At 73.0% G+C, this 16,593-nt stretch carries 17 protein-coding genes; 11 read left to right on the top strand and 6 right to left on the bottom strand.

What is annotated here, in order from left to right:
- Positions 1-14 precede the first annotated feature (14 nt).
- Positions 15-599, bottom strand: coding sequence for a TetR family transcriptional regulator (locus ABZ128_RS30825; protein ID WP_356852583.1), 585 nt, complete (start codon positions 597-599; stop codon positions 15-17).
- 112 nt (positions 600-711) lie between these two features.
- Here ABZ128_RS30825 and ABZ128_RS30820 point away from each other — a divergent pair, with 112 nt between their 5' ends.
- Complete coding sequence (locus ABZ128_RS30820) at positions 712-1,869, top strand: FAD-dependent monooxygenase (protein ID WP_356852581.1); 1,158 nt, start codon at positions 712-714, stop codon at positions 1,867-1,869.
- On the opposite strand, the gene ABZ128_RS30815 is transcribed toward ABZ128_RS30820, so the two are convergent.
- On the bottom strand, positions 1,856-2,959 hold the full coding sequence (locus tag ABZ128_RS30815) for a mechanosensitive ion channel family protein (RefSeq protein WP_356852579.1): 1,104 nt from the start codon (positions 2,957-2,959) through the stop codon (positions 1,856-1,858). The two genes, ABZ128_RS30820 and ABZ128_RS30815, sit on opposite strands and share 14 nt — an antisense overlap.
- Positions 2,960-3,785: 826 nt before the next feature.
- Between ABZ128_RS30815 and ABZ128_RS30810 the strand changes: the two genes are divergently transcribed.
- The 4 genes from ABZ128_RS30810 to ABZ128_RS30795 are packed head-to-tail and all read left to right on the top strand — an operon-like array spanning position 3,786 to position 6,280.
- Entirely contained in the window at positions 3,786-4,256 is a 471-nt protein-coding gene (locus ABZ128_RS30810; protein ID WP_356852578.1) for a hypothetical protein, read from the top strand.
- Entirely contained in the window at positions 4,253-5,482 is a 1,230-nt protein-coding gene (locus ABZ128_RS30805) for a divalent metal cation transporter (RefSeq protein ID WP_356852576.1), read from the top strand. Before ABZ128_RS30810 ends, ABZ128_RS30805 begins: the two co-directional genes overlap by 4 nt.
- Positions 5,482-5,907: a hypothetical protein gene (locus ABZ128_RS30800; RefSeq protein WP_356852575.1), complete on the top strand. Its 426-nt coding sequence runs from the start codon at positions 5,482-5,484 to the stop codon at positions 5,905-5,907. Before ABZ128_RS30805 ends, ABZ128_RS30800 begins: the two co-directional genes overlap by 1 nt.
- Positions 5,894-6,280, top strand: coding sequence for a hypothetical protein (locus ABZ128_RS30795; protein ID WP_356852574.1), 387 nt, complete (start codon positions 5,894-5,896; stop codon positions 6,278-6,280). The genes ABZ128_RS30800 and ABZ128_RS30795 overlap by 14 nt, the downstream gene beginning before the upstream one ends.
- A 34-nt stretch (positions 6,281-6,314) precedes the next feature.
- Here the strand turns inward: ABZ128_RS30795 and ABZ128_RS30790 are convergent, their stop codons facing one another.
- A complete protein-coding gene (locus tag ABZ128_RS30790; protein ID WP_356852573.1) occupies positions 6,315-6,689 on the bottom strand; it encodes a hypothetical protein in 375 nt (124 codons plus the stop codon).
- 243 nt (positions 6,690-6,932) lie between these two features.
- The gene (locus tag ABZ128_RS30785) at positions 6,933-7,415 is read right to left on the bottom strand and encodes a VanZ family protein (RefSeq protein ID WP_356852629.1); all 483 of its coding nucleotides are present in this window, start codon (positions 7,413-7,415) and stop codon (positions 6,933-6,935) included.
- Positions 7,416-7,720: 305 nt separating this feature from the next.
- Here ABZ128_RS30785 and ABZ128_RS30780 point away from each other — a divergent pair, with 305 nt between their 5' ends.
- Positions 7,721-7,882, top strand: a complete 162-nt coding sequence (locus ABZ128_RS30780; RefSeq protein ID WP_356852571.1) for a hydrophobic protein — start codon at positions 7,721-7,723, stop codon at positions 7,880-7,882.
- A gap of 80 nt (positions 7,883-7,962) precedes the next feature.
- On the opposite strand, the gene ABZ128_RS30775 is transcribed toward ABZ128_RS30780, so the two are convergent.
- Positions 7,963-8,784, bottom strand: coding sequence for a helix-turn-helix transcriptional regulator (locus ABZ128_RS30775; RefSeq protein ID WP_356852628.1), 822 nt, complete (start codon positions 8,782-8,784; stop codon positions 7,963-7,965).
- Between the two features lie 140 nt (positions 8,785-8,924).
- Here ABZ128_RS30775 and ABZ128_RS30770 point away from each other — a divergent pair, with 140 nt between their 5' ends.
- The 3 genes from ABZ128_RS30770 to nadE all read left to right on the top strand — a co-directional run bounded on the left by ABZ128_RS30770 (position 8,925) and on the right by nadE (position 11,811).
- Positions 8,925-10,376, top strand: coding sequence for an MFS transporter (locus ABZ128_RS30770; RefSeq protein WP_356852570.1), 1,452 nt, complete (start codon positions 8,925-8,927; stop codon positions 10,374-10,376).
- Positions 10,377-10,669: 293 nt separating this feature from the next.
- Complete coding sequence (locus ABZ128_RS30765; protein ID WP_356852568.1) at positions 10,670-10,846, top strand: hypothetical protein; 177 nt, start codon at positions 10,670-10,672, stop codon at positions 10,844-10,846.
- A 134-nt stretch (positions 10,847-10,980) separates the two neighbouring features.
- Positions 10,981-11,811, top strand: coding sequence for an ammonia-dependent NAD(+) synthetase (gene nadE / locus ABZ128_RS30760; protein WP_356852566.1), 831 nt, complete (start codon positions 10,981-10,983; stop codon positions 11,809-11,811).
- 328 nt (positions 11,812-12,139) lie between these two features.
- Here the strand turns inward: nadE and ABZ128_RS30755 are convergent, their stop codons facing one another.
- Entirely contained in the window at positions 12,140-12,721 is a 582-nt protein-coding gene (locus tag ABZ128_RS30755) for a TetR family transcriptional regulator (protein WP_356852565.1), read from the bottom strand.
- Between the two features lie 102 nt (positions 12,722-12,823).
- Here ABZ128_RS30755 and ABZ128_RS30750 point away from each other — a divergent pair, with 102 nt between their 5' ends.
- Both ABZ128_RS30750 and fusA read left to right on the top strand, forming a co-directional pair.
- Entirely contained in the window at positions 12,824-13,807 is a 984-nt protein-coding gene (locus ABZ128_RS30750) for an aldo/keto reductase (protein ID WP_356852563.1), read from the top strand.
- A 493-nt stretch (positions 13,808-14,300) separates the two neighbouring features.
- Complete coding sequence (fusA, locus tag ABZ128_RS30745) at positions 14,301-16,418, top strand: elongation factor G (RefSeq protein WP_356852561.1); 2,118 nt, start codon at positions 14,301-14,303, stop codon at positions 16,416-16,418.
- The last annotated feature ends 175 nt before the right edge of the window (positions 16,419-16,593 follow it).

Here is a 16,593-nt window from a genome sequence, read left to right as displayed (position 1 = left end):
TCCGCCGGTCGGCGTCAGCCGGAGGCCGTCAGGGTGGCCGCCAGGGCCGGCGCCAGAGCGCTGACCAGGTCCTGGCGGTCGAGGGCGGTGACCGACGGGAGGCGCAGGAGGTAGCGGGTCAGCCCCAGTCCGAGGAGCTGGGCCGCGACGAGACCCGCCACCCGGGCTGCCCGCTGCGGGCCGATCGCCGCCGCCAGGGCCGGTGCGACCTGGCTCGCGAACACCTCCCGCATCCGCTCGGCCGCCCGCTCGTTCGTCACCGCGGAGCGCAGCAGAACCAGCAGCGCGTCGTCCGCCGGGTCCCCTTCCCACCGCTCCACGAAGTGGTCCACCAGTGCGGCGGGCAGCTCACGGGCGGGCACGGCCGAGAAGTCCGGCAGCCGCAGGTCCACCGCCAGCGCCGCCTCGAAGAGCTTCTCCTTGTTCCCGAAGTACCGCATCACCATCGAGGGGTCGATCTCCGCGTCCGCCGCGACGGCGCGGATCGTCGTCCGTTCGTATCCCTGCGCGGCGAAGCGCTCCCGCGCGGCTCGCAGGATCGCCGCCTTCGTCTGGGCTCCCTGCGTCATGGCTCCCTGTGCCATCGCTCCCTGTGTCATGCCAACGAATGTAGGCCAACAGTCGTTGACACGCCATGGCGGAAGGCGCACTGTGGACCCAAGGAGTCAACAACTGTTGGCCAACATGCGTTGGCCCATGAGGAGGTACGCCATGGCCCCGCAGGCCCCTCTGCCGGCGCTTCCCGCCCGGACCACCGTCGCCGTCGTCGGAGCCGGTCCGACCGGCCTGGCCCTCGCGGTGACCCTCGCCGAGGCCGGCGTCGATTTCGTCCTGCTCGACCGGCAGGCGGAGGGCGCCAACACCTCCCGCGCCGCCGTCGTGCACGCGCGCACCCTGGAGGTGCTCGACGAGCTTGACCCCTCGCACGGGCTGTCCGCCGAGCTGATCGGCCGCGGCATCCCCATCAGCCGTTTCCGCGTCCGCGACGGCGCCCGCCTGCTGGGCACCGTCTCCTTCGACGGCCTGCGCACGGCCCACCCGTACGCCCTGATGGTCCCCCAGTACGAGACGGAGGCGGTGCTCCTGGAGCGGCTGCGCGCCCTCGGCGGCGAGGTGCACCGCCCCCACGAGGTCACCGGCCTCACCCAGGACCCCGACGGGGTCACCCTCACCACCGCCACCGGAGAAACCCTGCGCGCCGCGTACGCCGTCGGCGCCGACGGGATGCACAGCGTGGTCCGCGAGGCCGCCGGGATCGGCTTCACGGGCAGTTCGTACGAGGAGACCTTCGTCCTCGCCGACGTCGCCATGGACTGGGCACCCGGCCCCCGGGAGGTTTCGCTCACCTTCGGCGGCGCCGGGCTCGCGGTGGTCGCCCCGCTGCCCGGCGGGCGCTACCGGATCGTCGCCACGGCCCGGCAGGCGCCGGCCCGGCCGGACCGCGCCGACGTCCAGCGCCTGCTGGACGAGCGCGCCCCGGGCCAGGCCACCGTCACCGCGCTCGTCTGGTCCTCCCGGTTCCGGATCCACCACCGGATCGCCGACCGCTACCGCCGGGGCCGGCTCCTGCTCGCCGGCGACGCCGCTCACGTGCACAGCCCCGCCGGCGGCCAGGGGATGAACACCGGCATCCAGGACGCGTACGCCCTCGGCCGCGCGCTCGCCGGCGGCAACCTCGACGCGTACGAGTCCGCGCGCAGGCCCGTGGCCCGGCGCGTGGTGGCCCTCACCGACCGGCTGACCCGGCTCTCGACCACCCGCAACCCGGTCCTGCGCGGCCTGCGCAACACCCTCTTCCCCGTACTCGTCCGGGTCCCGGCGCTGCAGAGCCGCCTCGCCACCGAACTGGCCGAGCTCAACTACCGCTGACCGCGCCCGACATCGACGACCCGCGCTGGTGCGGTACCGGGGCGGGCGCGACCGGCGCGGAATCCCCGTGGTGCAGTGCGACCGTACGGGTGGGCGCCGGAATGGAGATGCCCTCCGCCCGGAACCGCCGGTGCAGGCGCTTGATGAACTCGTGCTTGATCCGGTACTGGTCGCTGAACTCGCCGACGCCGAGGATCACGGTGAAATCGATCCTGGAATCCGCGAACGTGTGGAAGCGCACGGCGCCTTCGTGGTCTGGCACCGCCCCGTTGATGTCGGCCATCACACTGTCGACCACGTCGAGGGTCACCCGCTCGACGTGCTCCAGATCGCTCTCGTAGCCCACGCCCACCTGGACCGAGATCGACAACTGCTGCTCGGGCTGCGTGTAGTTGGTCATGTTGGTGCGGGCGAGCCGCCCGTTGGGGATGATCACCAGGTTGTTGGACAGGTTGCGGACCACCGTGTTGCGCCAGTTGATGTCGACCACGTAGCCCTCCTCACCGCTGCTGAGCCGGATGTAGTCACCCGGCTGCACGGTCTTCGACGCGAGGATGTGCACGCCCGCGAAGAGGTTGGCGAGGGTGTCCTGCAAGGCCAGGGCGACGGCCAGACCGCCCACGCCGAGGGCCGTGAGCAGCGGCGCGATGGACACGCCCACGGTCTCCAGCGAGACCAGCACGCCCATCGCGAGCACCACGATCCGCGTGATGTTGACGAAGATGGTGGCCGATCCCGCGACCCCGGTACGGGACTGCGCCACGGACCGCACCAGACCGGCGACGACCCGGGCCGCGCTCAACGTGGCGATGAAGATGAGCAGGGCGGTCAGGGACTGGTTCACGAACCCCGAGAGCCTCGCGGTGAGCGGCAGCGTCGAGGCGGCCACCGCCGCGCCCGCGATGACCGCCGCCCCCGGTGCGAGGGTGCGCAGCGCGTCCACGATGAGGTCGTCTCCGGCCCAGCGGGTCCTGAGCGCGTGCCGGCCGAGCCAGCGCAGCAGGGCGCGCAGCAGCAGCGCGGCCACCGCACCGGCGGCCAGCGCGATACCGGCGACCAGCCAGTCGTGCAGGACGAGTTCCCGGTTCAACGGACCCCCTCCGCTCCGCGCCGGACCGGGGGAGTGGCGACGGCCGCCGCGGGCCGTCGTACGGGGTGTGTCGTCACCTTGTCACCTGTCAGTTCGTCGTGCGGGGCGCCCCGTTCGGGCGAGTGTGCGCATTCCGAACGGGGCTGCCATCCTGCCGCATGGTCTGGAGGGGCGGCGCAAGGGGTCCGACGGCCGCCGGAACGAAGAAACCGAGAGCCGAGGCGACAGCCGCGCTCCGCTCCTGGCCGCAGGGGCCGGCGGCCGGCCTCCTGGCGGTGCCGGCCGGGGTGCGGCGCCACCTCGGTGCCGAGCGACTCCCCGGCCGCCGCCCCCCAGCGCCGGGGCCACGGGCGGGTCTCCGGCCCGGTCGACATCGGGGGGCGGCCGAAGCAACCGCATCCCGGCGGTGTTCCCGGGTGGTGCGGCCCTCACCCGCGTCTGCACGTACGACCGGCCGGGGAACCATCCGCCATACGAACCCATCCACGGTCACCACCCGCAGAACCCCGGTGACCCGGCGTTCGAGAAGGCCGACGTCGACCGCGCGGGAGCGACCGCTGCGTACGGCTCCACGACCCGGACCTGACGATCGACCGCGCCCGGCTCGTCGCGGGCCGCACCGGAGCGGGCCCGTGACCCGCGTGTCGCGCTCCCGGGGACGTGCCGGCGTGGTGCGCTGAAAGCGCAAGCAGTGGGTATCCGGTGCCCGGAGGGACGGAAGCTGCGGGAGGCGGCGCATGGATCAAGGCCTGGTACTGCTGGCCGCCTGGGGCCAGCTCGCCCTGCTGCTGGCAGTGGGGCTCTACTTCGTCGTACGGGACCGCTGATGCGGCGCCCCACGCGTACGGCGCCCGCCGCGGTGCGATGGCTGGTCCTCGCCGTCGCAGCGGCGATGGCGGCGGCAGGCTGCGCCGGGCCGTCCCGTACGGAAGAGGACTACCGGCACAAGGCGGCCAACACCGCCGAGGCCGCGGCCTCGGCGGTCAGCACCGCCGGCCTGGCGGTGAAGGCGGCGGGCGAGAAGAAGGCGACCGGGCCCTACCTCTCGGCGATCCTGGGCGAAGCCGAGAAGGACCTGGCCGGAGCCGACGAGGCGTTCATGTCCCGCCAGCCGCCCGGCCCCGCCTCGGACCGGGTCCGCCGGCAGGTGGGCGAGGTGCTCTCCGACGCCGCCGACGAACTGGCCGCGGTGCGCATCGACGCCCGCCGCGGCCGCATCGAGGAACTGGGCGCCCACGCATCCGGGCTCGCGGCCGTCCTCGACCGGCTGAACGCCCTGGAGGAGAACCTGTCGTGAAGCGCCTCCTCGCGGTGACCCTGGGCATCCTGACCGCCATCGGCGGATTCGTGGACATCGGCGACCTGGTCGCCTCCTCGCTGGTGGGCGCCCGCTTCGGATTCGCCCTGGTGTGGGTGCTGCTGCTCGGCGTGGTCGGCATCTGCGTGTACGCGGAGATGGCCGGCCGGGTCGCCGCGCAGTCGGGGCGCCCCACCTTCGACATCGTCCGCGAGCGGCTGGGCCCCCGGGTCGCCCTCGCCAACCTGGCCGGGTCCTTCCTGGTCACCCTGCTCACCCTGGCGGCCGAACTGGCGGGTGTCGCCTTGGCCCTCGAACTGCTCACCGCCCTGTCCTACCTGCTGTGGATCCCGGCGGTGACCTTCTGCGTGTGGGCCGTCATCTGGCGCACGAGGTTCGAGACCATGGAACGGGTCTTCGGCCTGGCGGGCCTGGCCCTGGTGGTGTTCATCGTGGCCGTCCTCCACCTCGGCCCGCAGTGGGGCCACGTCTGGCAGGAGGTCAGCCACCCAGCGGTCCCGTCCGGGGAAGGGCTGCCCACGTACCTCTACTACGGGATCGCCCTGTTCGCGAGTGCCATGACCCCGTACGAGGTGTTCTTCTTCTCCTCCGGCGGCATCGAGGAGCGCTGGAGCCGCAAGGACCTGCTCATCGAGCGTCTGAACGTCTTCATCGGCTTTCCGCTCGGCGGGCTCCTCGCCCTCGCCATCATGACCTGCGCCGCACTGGTCCTGCACCCGGCCGGCATCGCCGTCGACCACCTCTCCCAGGTGGTGCTGCCCGTCGTGGCCACCCTGGGCCGGGTGGGCATCGCCTGCGCCCTGCTGGGGGTGTTCGCGGCCACGTTCGGAGCGGCGCTGGAGACGGCGCTGTCCAGTGGCTACACCGTCGCGCAGTACTTCGGCTGGACGTGGGGGAAGACGCAGGCACCCCGGACCGCCTCGCGGTTCCACTTCGTCGTCATCGTGTCGATGATCGCCGGGGCCGTGCTGGTCCTCACCGGGATCGACCCGATCAAGGTCACCGAGTACTCCCTGGTGTTCGCCGCCGTCGCCCTCCCCCTGACCTACCTGCCGATCCTCGTGGTGGCCAACGACCACGAGTACATGGGCAAGGCGGTCAACGGCCGGCTGGCCAACACCCTCGGGGTGATCTACCTGGTGATCATCGGGGTCGCGGCGGCAGCGGCCATTCCCCTGATGTTCGCGACGAAAGCAGGCCTGTGATGCCACCCGCACCGCCCCCGGACCCGCAGGCCGAGCGCCGCGCGGGACGGGCGTACAGTGCCCGTTTCCACCTGCTGGACCGGCAGGTCGTGGACGGCGACGGCACGTCCGTCGCCAAGGTCGACGACCTGGAGCTCGTACGGGACGAGCACGGCAGGCTGCACGTCAGCGCGGTCCTCGTGGGGCCCACGGCCCTCGCGCCGCGCCTCGGCGGCCGCACCGGCCGGTTCCTCGCGGCCGTCGCCCGCCGCCTGCGAACCGGCGGCACCACCCCCGCCCGTATCCCGATCGAACAGGTCACCGCGGTCGGCGCGGCCGTCACCGCCGCACCGACGGCAGGCGCCCCGGGAGTCCACCCCCTGGAGAACTGGATCCGTGACAACGTCATCACCCGCCTCCCCGGGTCCGGCCATGCATCTGGCTGACCTCATGGGCGCCCGCGTACGCGACCCCGCCGGGCGCGACATCGGACACGTCAGCGATGTCCGCCTGACCGACGTGCGGGGCCCCGACGGCACGCTCCGGCTCCGCATCGAGGGCCTGGTCATCGCCACCCGGCGGCGCACCCGCATGCTCGGCTACGACCACCGTCCGGTCGAGGCCCCCTGGCCCCTGACGGCCATCGCCCGCCGCGCCACCCGGCACGCCCTGTGGGCCCCCTGGGACACCGTCACCTCTCATGCCCCGGCCGCCCGCGCGGGCGAGCGGGGCACGGTCGTCCTCACCCGCAACGGGGCCGAACTCCCCACGCTGGCCGCCATGCACGCGCACTGGAACCCCGGCCCCGGCGGCGCCTGAACGGCCCGTGCCCGCTCACCCGCCCCGTGCGGGCTCACCCGCCCTGTGCGGGGGTTTCCTCGTCCGGCGTCCCGGCGGTGGGCGGGACGGCCTCGGCCGGTGCCGGGGGCAGGCCGTGGCGGGCGCGCACCATATCGGCCTCCGCCCGGAGCAGTTCCGCCCGCGCGCGCACCATGTCCGCGTCCTTCTGGCCGCGCGCCTGGATCAGCTTGGCCATCCCGTTCAGGATCGCGCCGACGAGCACACCGATGACGGTGCCGAGGCTGACGATGGTGGCGACCGCGGCCGGGGCGTCGGGCGGAGTCAGCCTGCCGTGCCGCTCAAGGCTCGACAGCAGATCGTGCGTACCGGCCCAGGCGATGCCCAGGAGCGCCAGGAGCAAGCCCAGGACGACGGATCGTGCGCGCACGGAGCGGTCCCGCCTCGCCCCGGCGGGGGCGGCCGGAGTGCCGGCGGGACCGGTCCTGTTCGGGACGCGAGCACGATCGACCTGCAAGTCCACTGTCTCCCTTTCCGTTCGCCGTCCGGTCCGTGCCGCCGGACTCGGCGCGCCGTCGGTCAAGTGTCGGCCCCCGGCGGGGCGAGCGGAAGCGCATCCTGGAACGCTCCGGGCCGCCCGCTTCGGCCACGTGGCGCCCGGCCGGCCGGCCCGTCAGTCCGCGGAGGCCCGCCGGCGCGGACGGAGGCGGTGCCACCAGTGGTGACGGCGGGGGTGCACGGCTCGGCCGAGGCGCCGGCCGATGAAGAGGTAACCGAGCAGGGCGCCCGTCGTGTTCAGGATGACGTCGTCGACGTCGAAGGCCCGGCCGGGTACGAGTGCACCCTGCACCAGTTCCACGAGCGTCATGACCACCGTCGTGCCCACCGCCACCCGTACCAGGCCGCGGGCCTGGGGCAGCAGCACGGGCAGCAGCATCCCGAACGGCACGCCCAGCAGCAGGTTCCCGCCGAGCTGCCGCAGGTTCTGGGTGGGGGTCCCGTGGTCGAGGTAGGCGCGGATCGAACGCCCGGGGTGCACGTTGCTGTAGGTCAGGGCCTCGGAGGCGGGGGAGGGCTCCAGGGTCAGCCGGGCGAGCGCGACGCTGAACGCGATCGTGCCGACCAGCGCGGCCAGGACCGCGGCGGTCCTCACCACCGGCCCGGCCCGGCCGCTGCCCGTTCGCCGTTCCACGGCCTCTTCTTCCGCCGCGGTTCGTGGCGTTGCCTTCCTCGTGGCCCATGTCGTGGCCCACTTCCGTCCGTGCCAAGTCCGATTCATGGGCCGCGTATACCCGGCCGGGCCCGGATGAGCGATCGCCGTGAGCGATCGTGGTTCCGGCGGGAAGGGAACGGTCTCGACCTTGCCGAACCGGGAGCGCCAAAGGGCGGGGTCAAGGCTTCACGACGACGTGTGCATGACCGGAAGGGAGCAGGGCATGCGGGGGTGCGGAGGTGGTTGACATGGTTCCCCTGCTGTTGGTTCTGCTGCTCGCCCTGGTCCTCTTCGGTGCGGGTTTCGCAGTGAAGGTGCTGTGGTGGCTGGCGCTCGCCGTCCTCGTGATCTGGGTGCTCGGGTTCATCGCCCGGCCCGCAGGTGGCGGCGGCCGCTGGTACCGCTGGTAGGGAACGGGGCGTGATGCCCCTCCGGTTCGGGCACCACCGCTGGGCGGTGGTGCCCGAACCGGTGTCCGGCCCCGGCGTGCTCAGCCGGCCACCGGGTACATGGACTCGCGCCGTCCGTCCGGCGACACCAGCCATTCCAGCTTCTCGGCCGTTTCGGTGTTCGGCAGCGGCGTGTGCAGCACGATCGACAGGTCCGGCCGCGCGGGCACCCGCAGCTGGGTCGACTCCACGTACAACGTCCCCACGACCGGGTGCTCGATCTCCTTCTGCATCTGGCCGCCCGGCTGGATGTCCCACCGCTCCCACAACGCGGCGAACTCCGGGCTGAGTTCCCTGGCCTCCTCGACGACCGCGCGGAAACCCTCGTCGTCGGGCAGTTCCGAGCACGCCGCCCGGAACTGGGCGACCACCTTGCAGGCGATCTCCTCCCAGTGCCGGGAACGGGCCTTGTAGAGGGGGTCGGTGAAGAACGCGATCAGACAGTTCTGCACGATCTCCGGACGCATGCCGAGCACCAGCGAGGCCGCGTCGTTGTACATCACCGTGTTCCAGTACGCGTCCATGATGTGCGCGGGGAACGGCATCCACGCGTCGATCAGCCGCTTCAGCCCCTGGCACATCTCCCGGTCGGCGGGCGCGACCTCAAGGACGGGCGGGTTGAGCCCCGCCAGGACGTACAGGTGGCGGCGCTCGGCACTGGTCAGCTTCAGGACCCGGCTGACCGAGTCGAGGACCTGCCCGGACACCGTGATGTCACGCCCCTGTTCGAGCCACTGATACCAGGAGGCCCCGACCCCGGCGAGCACGGCGACCTCCTCCCGGCGCAGGCCGGGAGTGCGCCGACGCGCCCCGCCGTCCGGCAGTCCGGCCTCGGCCGGGCTGATCCGGGCCCGTCTGCTCATCAGGAACTCGCGCAGCTCGGAACGGCGGTGCTTGTCGATCGGTGTGGCCACGAACTCCCCCTGTGGGCTGCCTGGTGGTGCCACCAACAGCATAAGTTCCCACTCTCCACGGGCTTTCGCCTGCCGCGAGGGTGGTGGCCATGCCGATCGATACGCATACGCAGACCACGACCACCCCTGGAACCGCGGCCGGCGCGCCGCGCCCCGCGTCCGCAGCCCCCTCCGGCGACCGGCTCTCGCGCCGGGCCAAGCTGGTCCTCTTCGTCCTGTGCGCCGCCCAGTTCATGGTGGCGCTCGACTTCTCCGTACTGAACGTGGCCCTGCCGGTGCTCGGCCGGGACCTGGGCCTGAGCCGGTCCGCGCTCCAGTGGGCGGTGACCGCCTTCGCACTGCCCTCCGGCGGCTTCCTCCTCCTCTTCGGCCGGATCGCCGACCTGTACGGACGCAGGAAGCTGTTCCTGACCGGCCTCGCACTCTTCGGCGCCGCCTCGCTCCTGGCCACCCTCGCCTGGGACCCGGCGTCCTTCCTGACCGGACGGGCCCTGCAGGGCGTCGGTGCGGCGATCATCGTGCCGACCGGCATGTCCCTGCTGACCACCACGTTCCCCGAAGGTCCGCTCCGGGACAGGGCGCTCGGCATCTCCGGCACGCTGCTCTCCCTCGGGTTCACCATCGGCATGGTCCTCGGCGGGGTCATGACCGACACGCTCGGCTGGCGCTCCACGATGGGGCTCCTCGCCCTCACCGCGGTGTCCGTCCTCGCCCTCGCCCCCCGGCTGCTGCCCGAGTCCCGCACCCCCGAACGGCCCCGCCTGGACGTGCCCGGCGCCGTCACGGTCACCGGCGGTCTGCTCGCGCTGATCTACGCCCTCTCCACGGCCGCCCAGCACGGCTTCGGCGGCATCGACGTACAGGTCACGCTGGTGGCGGGGCTGGTACTGCTCGTCGCCTTCGTCGCGGTCGAGTGGCGGGCCGCCGCCCCGCTGGTGTCGCTGCCGATGCTCAAGCGGCGGACCGTGGCCTGGGGCAACGCGGGCGGTCTGGTGACCTTCTCGATGATGTCGACGGTCATCTTCGTACTGACGCTCTACCTCCAGGAGACGCTGCAGCTGTCCTCCTTCCGGACGGGCCTGGTCTTCGGCGTCCAGGGCGTCGCCTCCGCGTTCGCCGGCTCGTACGCCCCGAAGGTCATCGGCCGCTTCGGCGCCCGGCGCACCCTGATCGGCTCGCTGCTCGGACAGGGACTGCTCACGGCCGGACTGCTCGCGGTGGGCGCCGGGTCCGGGGCGCTGGTGGCGACGCTCGCCGTTTCGGTGGCCAGCATGTTCCACCTCGGCGCGATCGTCTCGTACGGGCTGACGGTGACCAGCGGTGTACCGGACGCGGAACAGGGCCTGGCCACCGGCCTGGTCACCACCACCCAGCAGGTCGGCCTCACCCTCGGAATCCCGCTCCTGGGCGTCCTGGCCACGACGCAGGCCTCCCTCCTGCACGGGGTGCGCACGGTGCTCGCCATCGACGCGGCGATCGTGATCGGGGCGGCGGTCCTGGTGGGCCTGGGCCTGGGCCGGGGCGGCCGCGCGAAGCGCTGAGCGCCCCGCCAACCGGCAGCGGTGCGGGCCCCGCCGCTGCCGGTTCCTCCACGCCGGGGGTGGGGCGTCCCGCGCCCCCGTACTGACGTACGTTCGGCTCATGACACACGGCATGGAATCCGGTTCGGAGGGCCCTGTGAGCGGTTGGTGGGCCTCCTTGGAGGAACAGACCCGCCGGGAAGTCGACACGGACGTGTTGCGCGACCGCCGGATGATGGCAGTCAGGGCCGTGTGGGAGGCCCTGCGCCCGCTGGATCTGGGCCTGCGCGAGGCGGAGCAGGTGGTCCACGCGCATGGCGACCGTCCACGACGGCCCCGGCGGCTCCCAGCCGGGTACCGCCGCAGCCGAGGCGGGCCGGGCCCTGGCCGACTACCTCGGAGTGCCGTTCCACTTCGCCTCCCCGGAGATCCCCGACGACGGGGCCCCGCGCCGGCGGACGGTCCAGGCACCTGTCCGTAGGTCACCTTGAACAACTGACCTCACGACTCATGAACAAAGCCAGGCCGGCAGACCGCGGCCGGGCAACCCCTGACAGCCGTACGGCCCGCCCCCCTGGGTAGGGTGGCCGCGACACCACGACGTGAAGCGGAACAAGGAGCAGACGTGAGCGAGTCGGCGGCCATCGCCCTGCAGCAGGAGATCGCCCGGGAACTCCAGGTCGCCGAGACCTTCGAGGCCGAGCGGGAGATCGAACGCCGGGTGGCCTTCCTCGCCGGGCAGCTGACCTCCACCGGTCTGCGCTCCCTCGTCCTCGGCATCAGCGGCGGCGTCGACTCCACCACTACCGGCCGGCTGTGCCAGCTCGCCGTCGAGCGGGCCCGGGCGGCCGGGCATGAAGCGCGGTTCTACGCGATGCGGCTGCCCTACGGAGTCCAGGCCGACGAGCACGATGCCCAGCTCGCCCTCTCCTTCATCCGGGCCGACCACGTGCTGACCGTGGACGTCAAGCCCGCGAGCGACGCCGCGCTGGAGGCCACGCTGGCTGCCGGTGTGGCCTTCCGCGACGCAGGCCACCAGGACTTCGTCCACGGCAACATCAAGGCCCGGCAGCGCATGATCGCCCAGTACGCGGTGGCCGGCGCGCACGACGGCCTGGTCGTCGGCACCGACCACGCCGCCGAGGCGGTCTCCGGCTTCTTCACCAAGTTCGGCGACGGCGCGGCCGACCTGGTCCCGCTGACCGGCCTGACCAAGCGCCGGGTGCGCGCCGTCGCGGACGCGCTCGGCGCGCCCGCCGAGCTGGTGTGGAAGACCCCGACGGCCGACCTGGAGACCCTCGACCCGGGCAAGGCCGACGAGGACGCCCTCGGCGTCACCTACGACGACATCGACGACTTCCTGGAGGGCAAGCCGGTCGACGAGCGGGCCTTCGAGACCATCGTCCGCCGCTACCGCCTCACGGAGCACAAGCGCCGGCTGCCGGTCGCCCCGTAGGACAGCGTGGCGGGCGAACCCGTGCGGATCCCGCTCGATCAGCCGCCGAGCCCCGGGCCCCGTGCCGACGTGATCCGGGCGATCGGCCCGGACGTCCTCTGACAGGGCGCCGACGGGCCACGGGCGGAGTCGCGGCGGGGGCGAAGCGGTGGCTCCGGCTCGTTCACAGGTCGACGTGTCCGAGCCCGCAGGCCGACCGTCGACCGCCGCCCGCCCGCGCCACCACGGCGCCGGCGGTCGACTCGCCGGGCCCGTCACCGCCGGAGCCGGCGAGCTGGACTCCGGCGTCGCCCGCCGGCCCGGAGCCCCGCCCCGGGCAGCCGGGAGGCTATGTCCCCGCGGGAGTCGTCACGCGGCGTACCGCCTCCACCACCGCCGCCCGGTGGCGGGCCAGGCGTTCCCGGGGCCAGCCCGGGGTCGACCCGTTCGCCGCCGGGCCGCCCATCGCGCCGAACCAGGCCTGTGACAGGCCCATCACCAGGGTCAGCACGTCGGCGGCGTCGAAGTACGGGTCGACCCGGCCCGCCTCCTGTGCCGCCTCCAAGACCGCGATCTTGCCCTGGTAGGACGCCGCCTCCGCCTCCGTGGCCCCGGGCCGCTCCAGCTGCTTCCACACCACCAGCCGCATCAGGGCCGGCCGCTCGACCAGGTGGTCGAAGACGGCTCCCGCGTACCCCGGCAGGTCCCCGGCGTCGAACGGCACGGACTCCGAGCCCTGCTCCAGCGCCCGCTGGAGCACGGCGTCGAAGAGCTGCTCCTTGTTGCCGAAGTAGACGTAGATGAGCCGCTTGTTCGCCTGAGCCGCCTCCGCGATGCGGTCGACCCGTGCGCCGGCGATGCCGTACGCCGCGAACTCGGCGAAGGCCGCGTCGAGCAGCCGTGCCCTGGTTGCGCTGGAATCCCGTGCCATGGTCCGAGCCTAGCAAGTAACTATCCAGTTATTGACATGCGCCGGAGGCTGCGTTCATAGTGGAGCTAACCAGTTAGTTACTTACATGGTCAGGAGAACATCATGGAGATCCGTGCACTGGGCGGCCAGGGCCTGGAGGTCGGCGCCGAGGGCCTCGGCCTGATGGGCATGAGCGCCCACTACGGAGCCACCGACGAGGCCGAGTCGCTCGCCACCATCGACCGCGCCCTGGAACTGGGTGTCACGCTCCTCGACACCGCCGAGGGCTACGGCCCCTTCATCAACGAGCAGCTCCTCGGCAAGGCGCTCGCCGGCCGGCGCGAGGCCGCGGTGATCGCCACCAAGACGGGCGTCGAGTTCGGCGACGACGGCGCCTTCCGCGGCCACAACGGAACCCCCGAGTACATCCGCCACGCCGCCGACCGCTCCCTGCGCCACCTCGGCACCGACCACATCGACCTGTACTACCTGCACCGCGTCGACCCGGCCGTCCCGATCGAGGAGAGCGTCGGCGCCATGGCCGAGCTCGTGGCCGCCGGAAAGGTCCGCCACATCGGCCTGTGCGAGGTTGCCCCCGCCACCATCGCCCGCGCCCACGCCGTGCACCCGCTGGCCGCCGTACAGACCGAGTACAGCCTCTTCGAGCGCGGTATCGAGCAGGACGGCGTCCTGGACACCCTCCGCGAGCTCGGCATCGGACTCGTCGCCTACTCGCCCCTCGGCCGCGGCTTCCTCTCGGGCGCGATCACCACTCCGGACGACTTCGCCGCCGACGACTTCCGCCGCACCGACCCCCGCTTCCAGGGCGAGAACTTCGGCCGCAACCTGGCCGTCGTCGACCAGGTGCGCCGCCTCGCCGCCGAGAAGGGCGTCACCCCCTCGCAGCTGGCGCTGGCCTGGACCCTGCGCCAGGGCGCCGTGCCCATCCCCGGCACCAAGCGCCGCCGCTACCTGGAGGAGAACATCGCCGCCACCGCCGTGACGATCACCGACGCGGACCTGGCCGCCCTCGACGCCGTGGCCCCGCACGGGGTGGTCTCGGGCGACCGGTACGCGCCCGAGCTGATGCAGTCGCTGAACGGCTGAACGGCTGAACGGCTGAACGGCTGAACGGCTGAACGGTTGAACGGAGCTGAACGGCCGAACGGCTGAACCGCCGGCCGCCGGGGGAGCCCGCGGCAAAAACCGCGTGCTCCCCGGCCGTCCGCCTCCCTACACTCACCTCACGCGCCGCACCCGAATCACGGCGCGTACGTCGCCGAGTTGAGCAGACCGCAGAGGGGAGGGGAGCAGGCCATGTGCAGCAACCGCGTGAGCGCCGCCGCCACCGCCCCCGCCCCCCTTCCCCGTTCCCGGTACGACGTGATCCCGGTGTCCCGGAGCGCGCGGTGCCGGCTGCGCGGCCGCCACCGTACGCCCCTGACGCACTCCTGAACCGCCCTCCACCGTCTTCCTGCCAGGCTCCCGCCCGCCCCATACCAGTGGCTGCGGGGGCCGGCGCATGCGGTGGCGGCGGCGGTCCACGTGCCGTCGGGGAATCGCGCTGCCCTGTTCCCAACCAGCCGAAAGGCATCGGGCCATGCGCACCGACCGGCGACCCTCCGCCCCCACCACGACGACCACCACGGCCACTGCCGCCCTGACGGCCCTCCGTACCCTCCGCAACCTCGGCATCCTCGCCCACGTGGACGCGGGCAAGACCACGATCACCGAGCGGATCCTGTACGCGACCGGAGCCGTCCACAAGCGCGGCGAGGTCCACGACGGCACGACCGTAACCGACTACGACGCCCAGGAACGCGACCGCGGGATCACCATCTTCGCGGCCGCCGTGAGCTGCGCCTGGGAGGGCCACCGGCTCAACCTCATCGACACACCCGGTCACGTCGACTTCTCCGACGAGGTCGAGCGCGCCCTGCGCGTCCTCGACGGGGCGGTCGCCGTGTTCGACGCCGTCGCGGGCGTCGAGCCGCAGAGCGAGTCGGTGTGGCGGCAGGCGGACCGGCACGGCGTGCCTCGGATCGCCTTCGTCAACAAGCTGGACCGCCCGGGCGCCGATCTCGACGCGGCGGTCGCGTCCATCGAGGACCGGCTCGGCGTCGTCCCCCTGGTCGTCCAACTGCCCATCGGACGCGAGGAGCAGTTCACCGGCGTCGTCGACCTGCTCCGGATGCGCGCCCTCGTCTGGCACGACGGCGCCGAGGTCCCCGAGAGCGGGCCGGTCCCCGAACCGCTCCGCGAGGAGGCGGCCCGCCGGCGCGCCCTGTTGGAGGAGACCGTGGCCGGACTGCACGCGGGCGCCCTGGAGGAGTTCTGCGCCACCTCCGCCCTGACCGAGCGCACGCTCGCCGCGGCGCTGCGCGAGCTGACCCTCTCCGGGGACGGCGTCGTCGTGCTCGGCGGCTCGGCCTACCGCAACCGCGGCATCGAGCCGCTGCTGGACGCGGTGCTCGCGTACCTGCCGTCACCCGCCGAGGTGGCGCCCGTACGCGGGACCCTCGCCGGGCATGCGGACGGGCCGGCCCACGAGCGGGCCACCGACCCGGCGGCGCCGTTCACGGCCCTCGCCTTCAAGGTGACCGCGACCCCGACGGGCCGGCTCACCTACCTGCGCGTCTACGCGGGCACGGCCCGCAAGGGAGAGCAGGTGCTCGACGCCGCGACCGGGCGGACCGAGCGGATCGGCCGCATCCTGCGGGTGCAGGCCGACCGGCACCGGGAGATGGAGGAGGTGACGGCCGGTGACATCGTCGCCGTGATCGGGCCGAAGACCGCCCGCGCGGGCACGACCCTGTGCGCGCCGGGTGCTCCGCTGCTCCTCGAACCGCCCTCGGTGGCCGAACCGGTGGTCTCGGTGGCGGTGGAGGCCCGCCGTGCCACGGACACCGGACGGCTGGCCTCGGCGCTGGCCGGGCTAGCCGAGGAGGACCCCTCGCTGGTGGTGCGGACCGACCGGGAGACCGGGCAGACCGTGCTGTCCGGTCTGGGAGAGCTCCACCTGGAGGTCGCGGTGGAGAAGATCCGCCGCAGCCACGGCCTGGAGCTCGCCGTGGGCCGTCCGCAGGTGTCGTACCGGGAGACCGTCGTACGGGGCGTGCGGGGCCTGGTCCACCGGCACGTCAAACAGGACGGTGGCGCCGGCCAGTTCGCGCACGTGGTCATCGATGTGGAACCGCTGGGAGAGGAGGGGTTCGCGTTCCGGTCGACGGTCGTCGGCGGCCGGGTGCCGCAGGAGTACGCGCGTGCCGTGGAGGCCGGGTGCCGGGACGCCCTCGCGGAGGGCCCCCTCGGCGGCTACCCGGTGACCGGACTGCGCGTCACCCTCACCGACGGGGCGACGCACTCCAAGGACTCCTCGGAGCCGGCCTTCCGTGCCGCGGGCCGGTTCGCGCTGCGCGAGGCCTTGCGGGCGAGCACGATGGAGCTCCTCGAACCGGTCGCCGAGATCACGGTGACCGTCCCGGACGAGGCCGTCGGCAGCGTGCTGGGCGACCTGGCGGCGCGGCGCGGCCGGGTCGTGGGCTCCGCTGCCCGACCCGGCTCGGCGCAGGTCACGGCGGCGGTTCCGCTGGCCGAGCTGTTCGGCTACGCGTCCGCGCTCCGCAGCCGCACGCAGGGCAGGGGCACCTTCACCGCCCGCCCGTCGGCGCACGCGCCCGTACCGCCGTCGGTGGCCGACACCGTGCTTTCGCGGTAGCGGCAGCAGGGGCCGCCCGGGTGGCGACCGGCTGATCCGCGGCCGCACCGGGCGGCACGGGCGGGGGGGGGGTGGGGGGGGGGGCCCCCCCCCCCCCCCCCCCCCCCCCCCCCCCCCCCATCTGTGTATTACAAAAAATAAAAAAAAACAACATTAATTATATAAAATTATTATT

Source organism: Streptomyces sp. NPDC006326, assembly GCF_040612915.1.
Lineage (GTDB): Bacteria > Actinomycetota > Actinomycetes > Streptomycetales > Streptomycetaceae > Streptomyces.
Note: the sequence above shows the minus strand (reverse complement) of the source record. Positions and strands in the feature narration are given on the sequence as shown.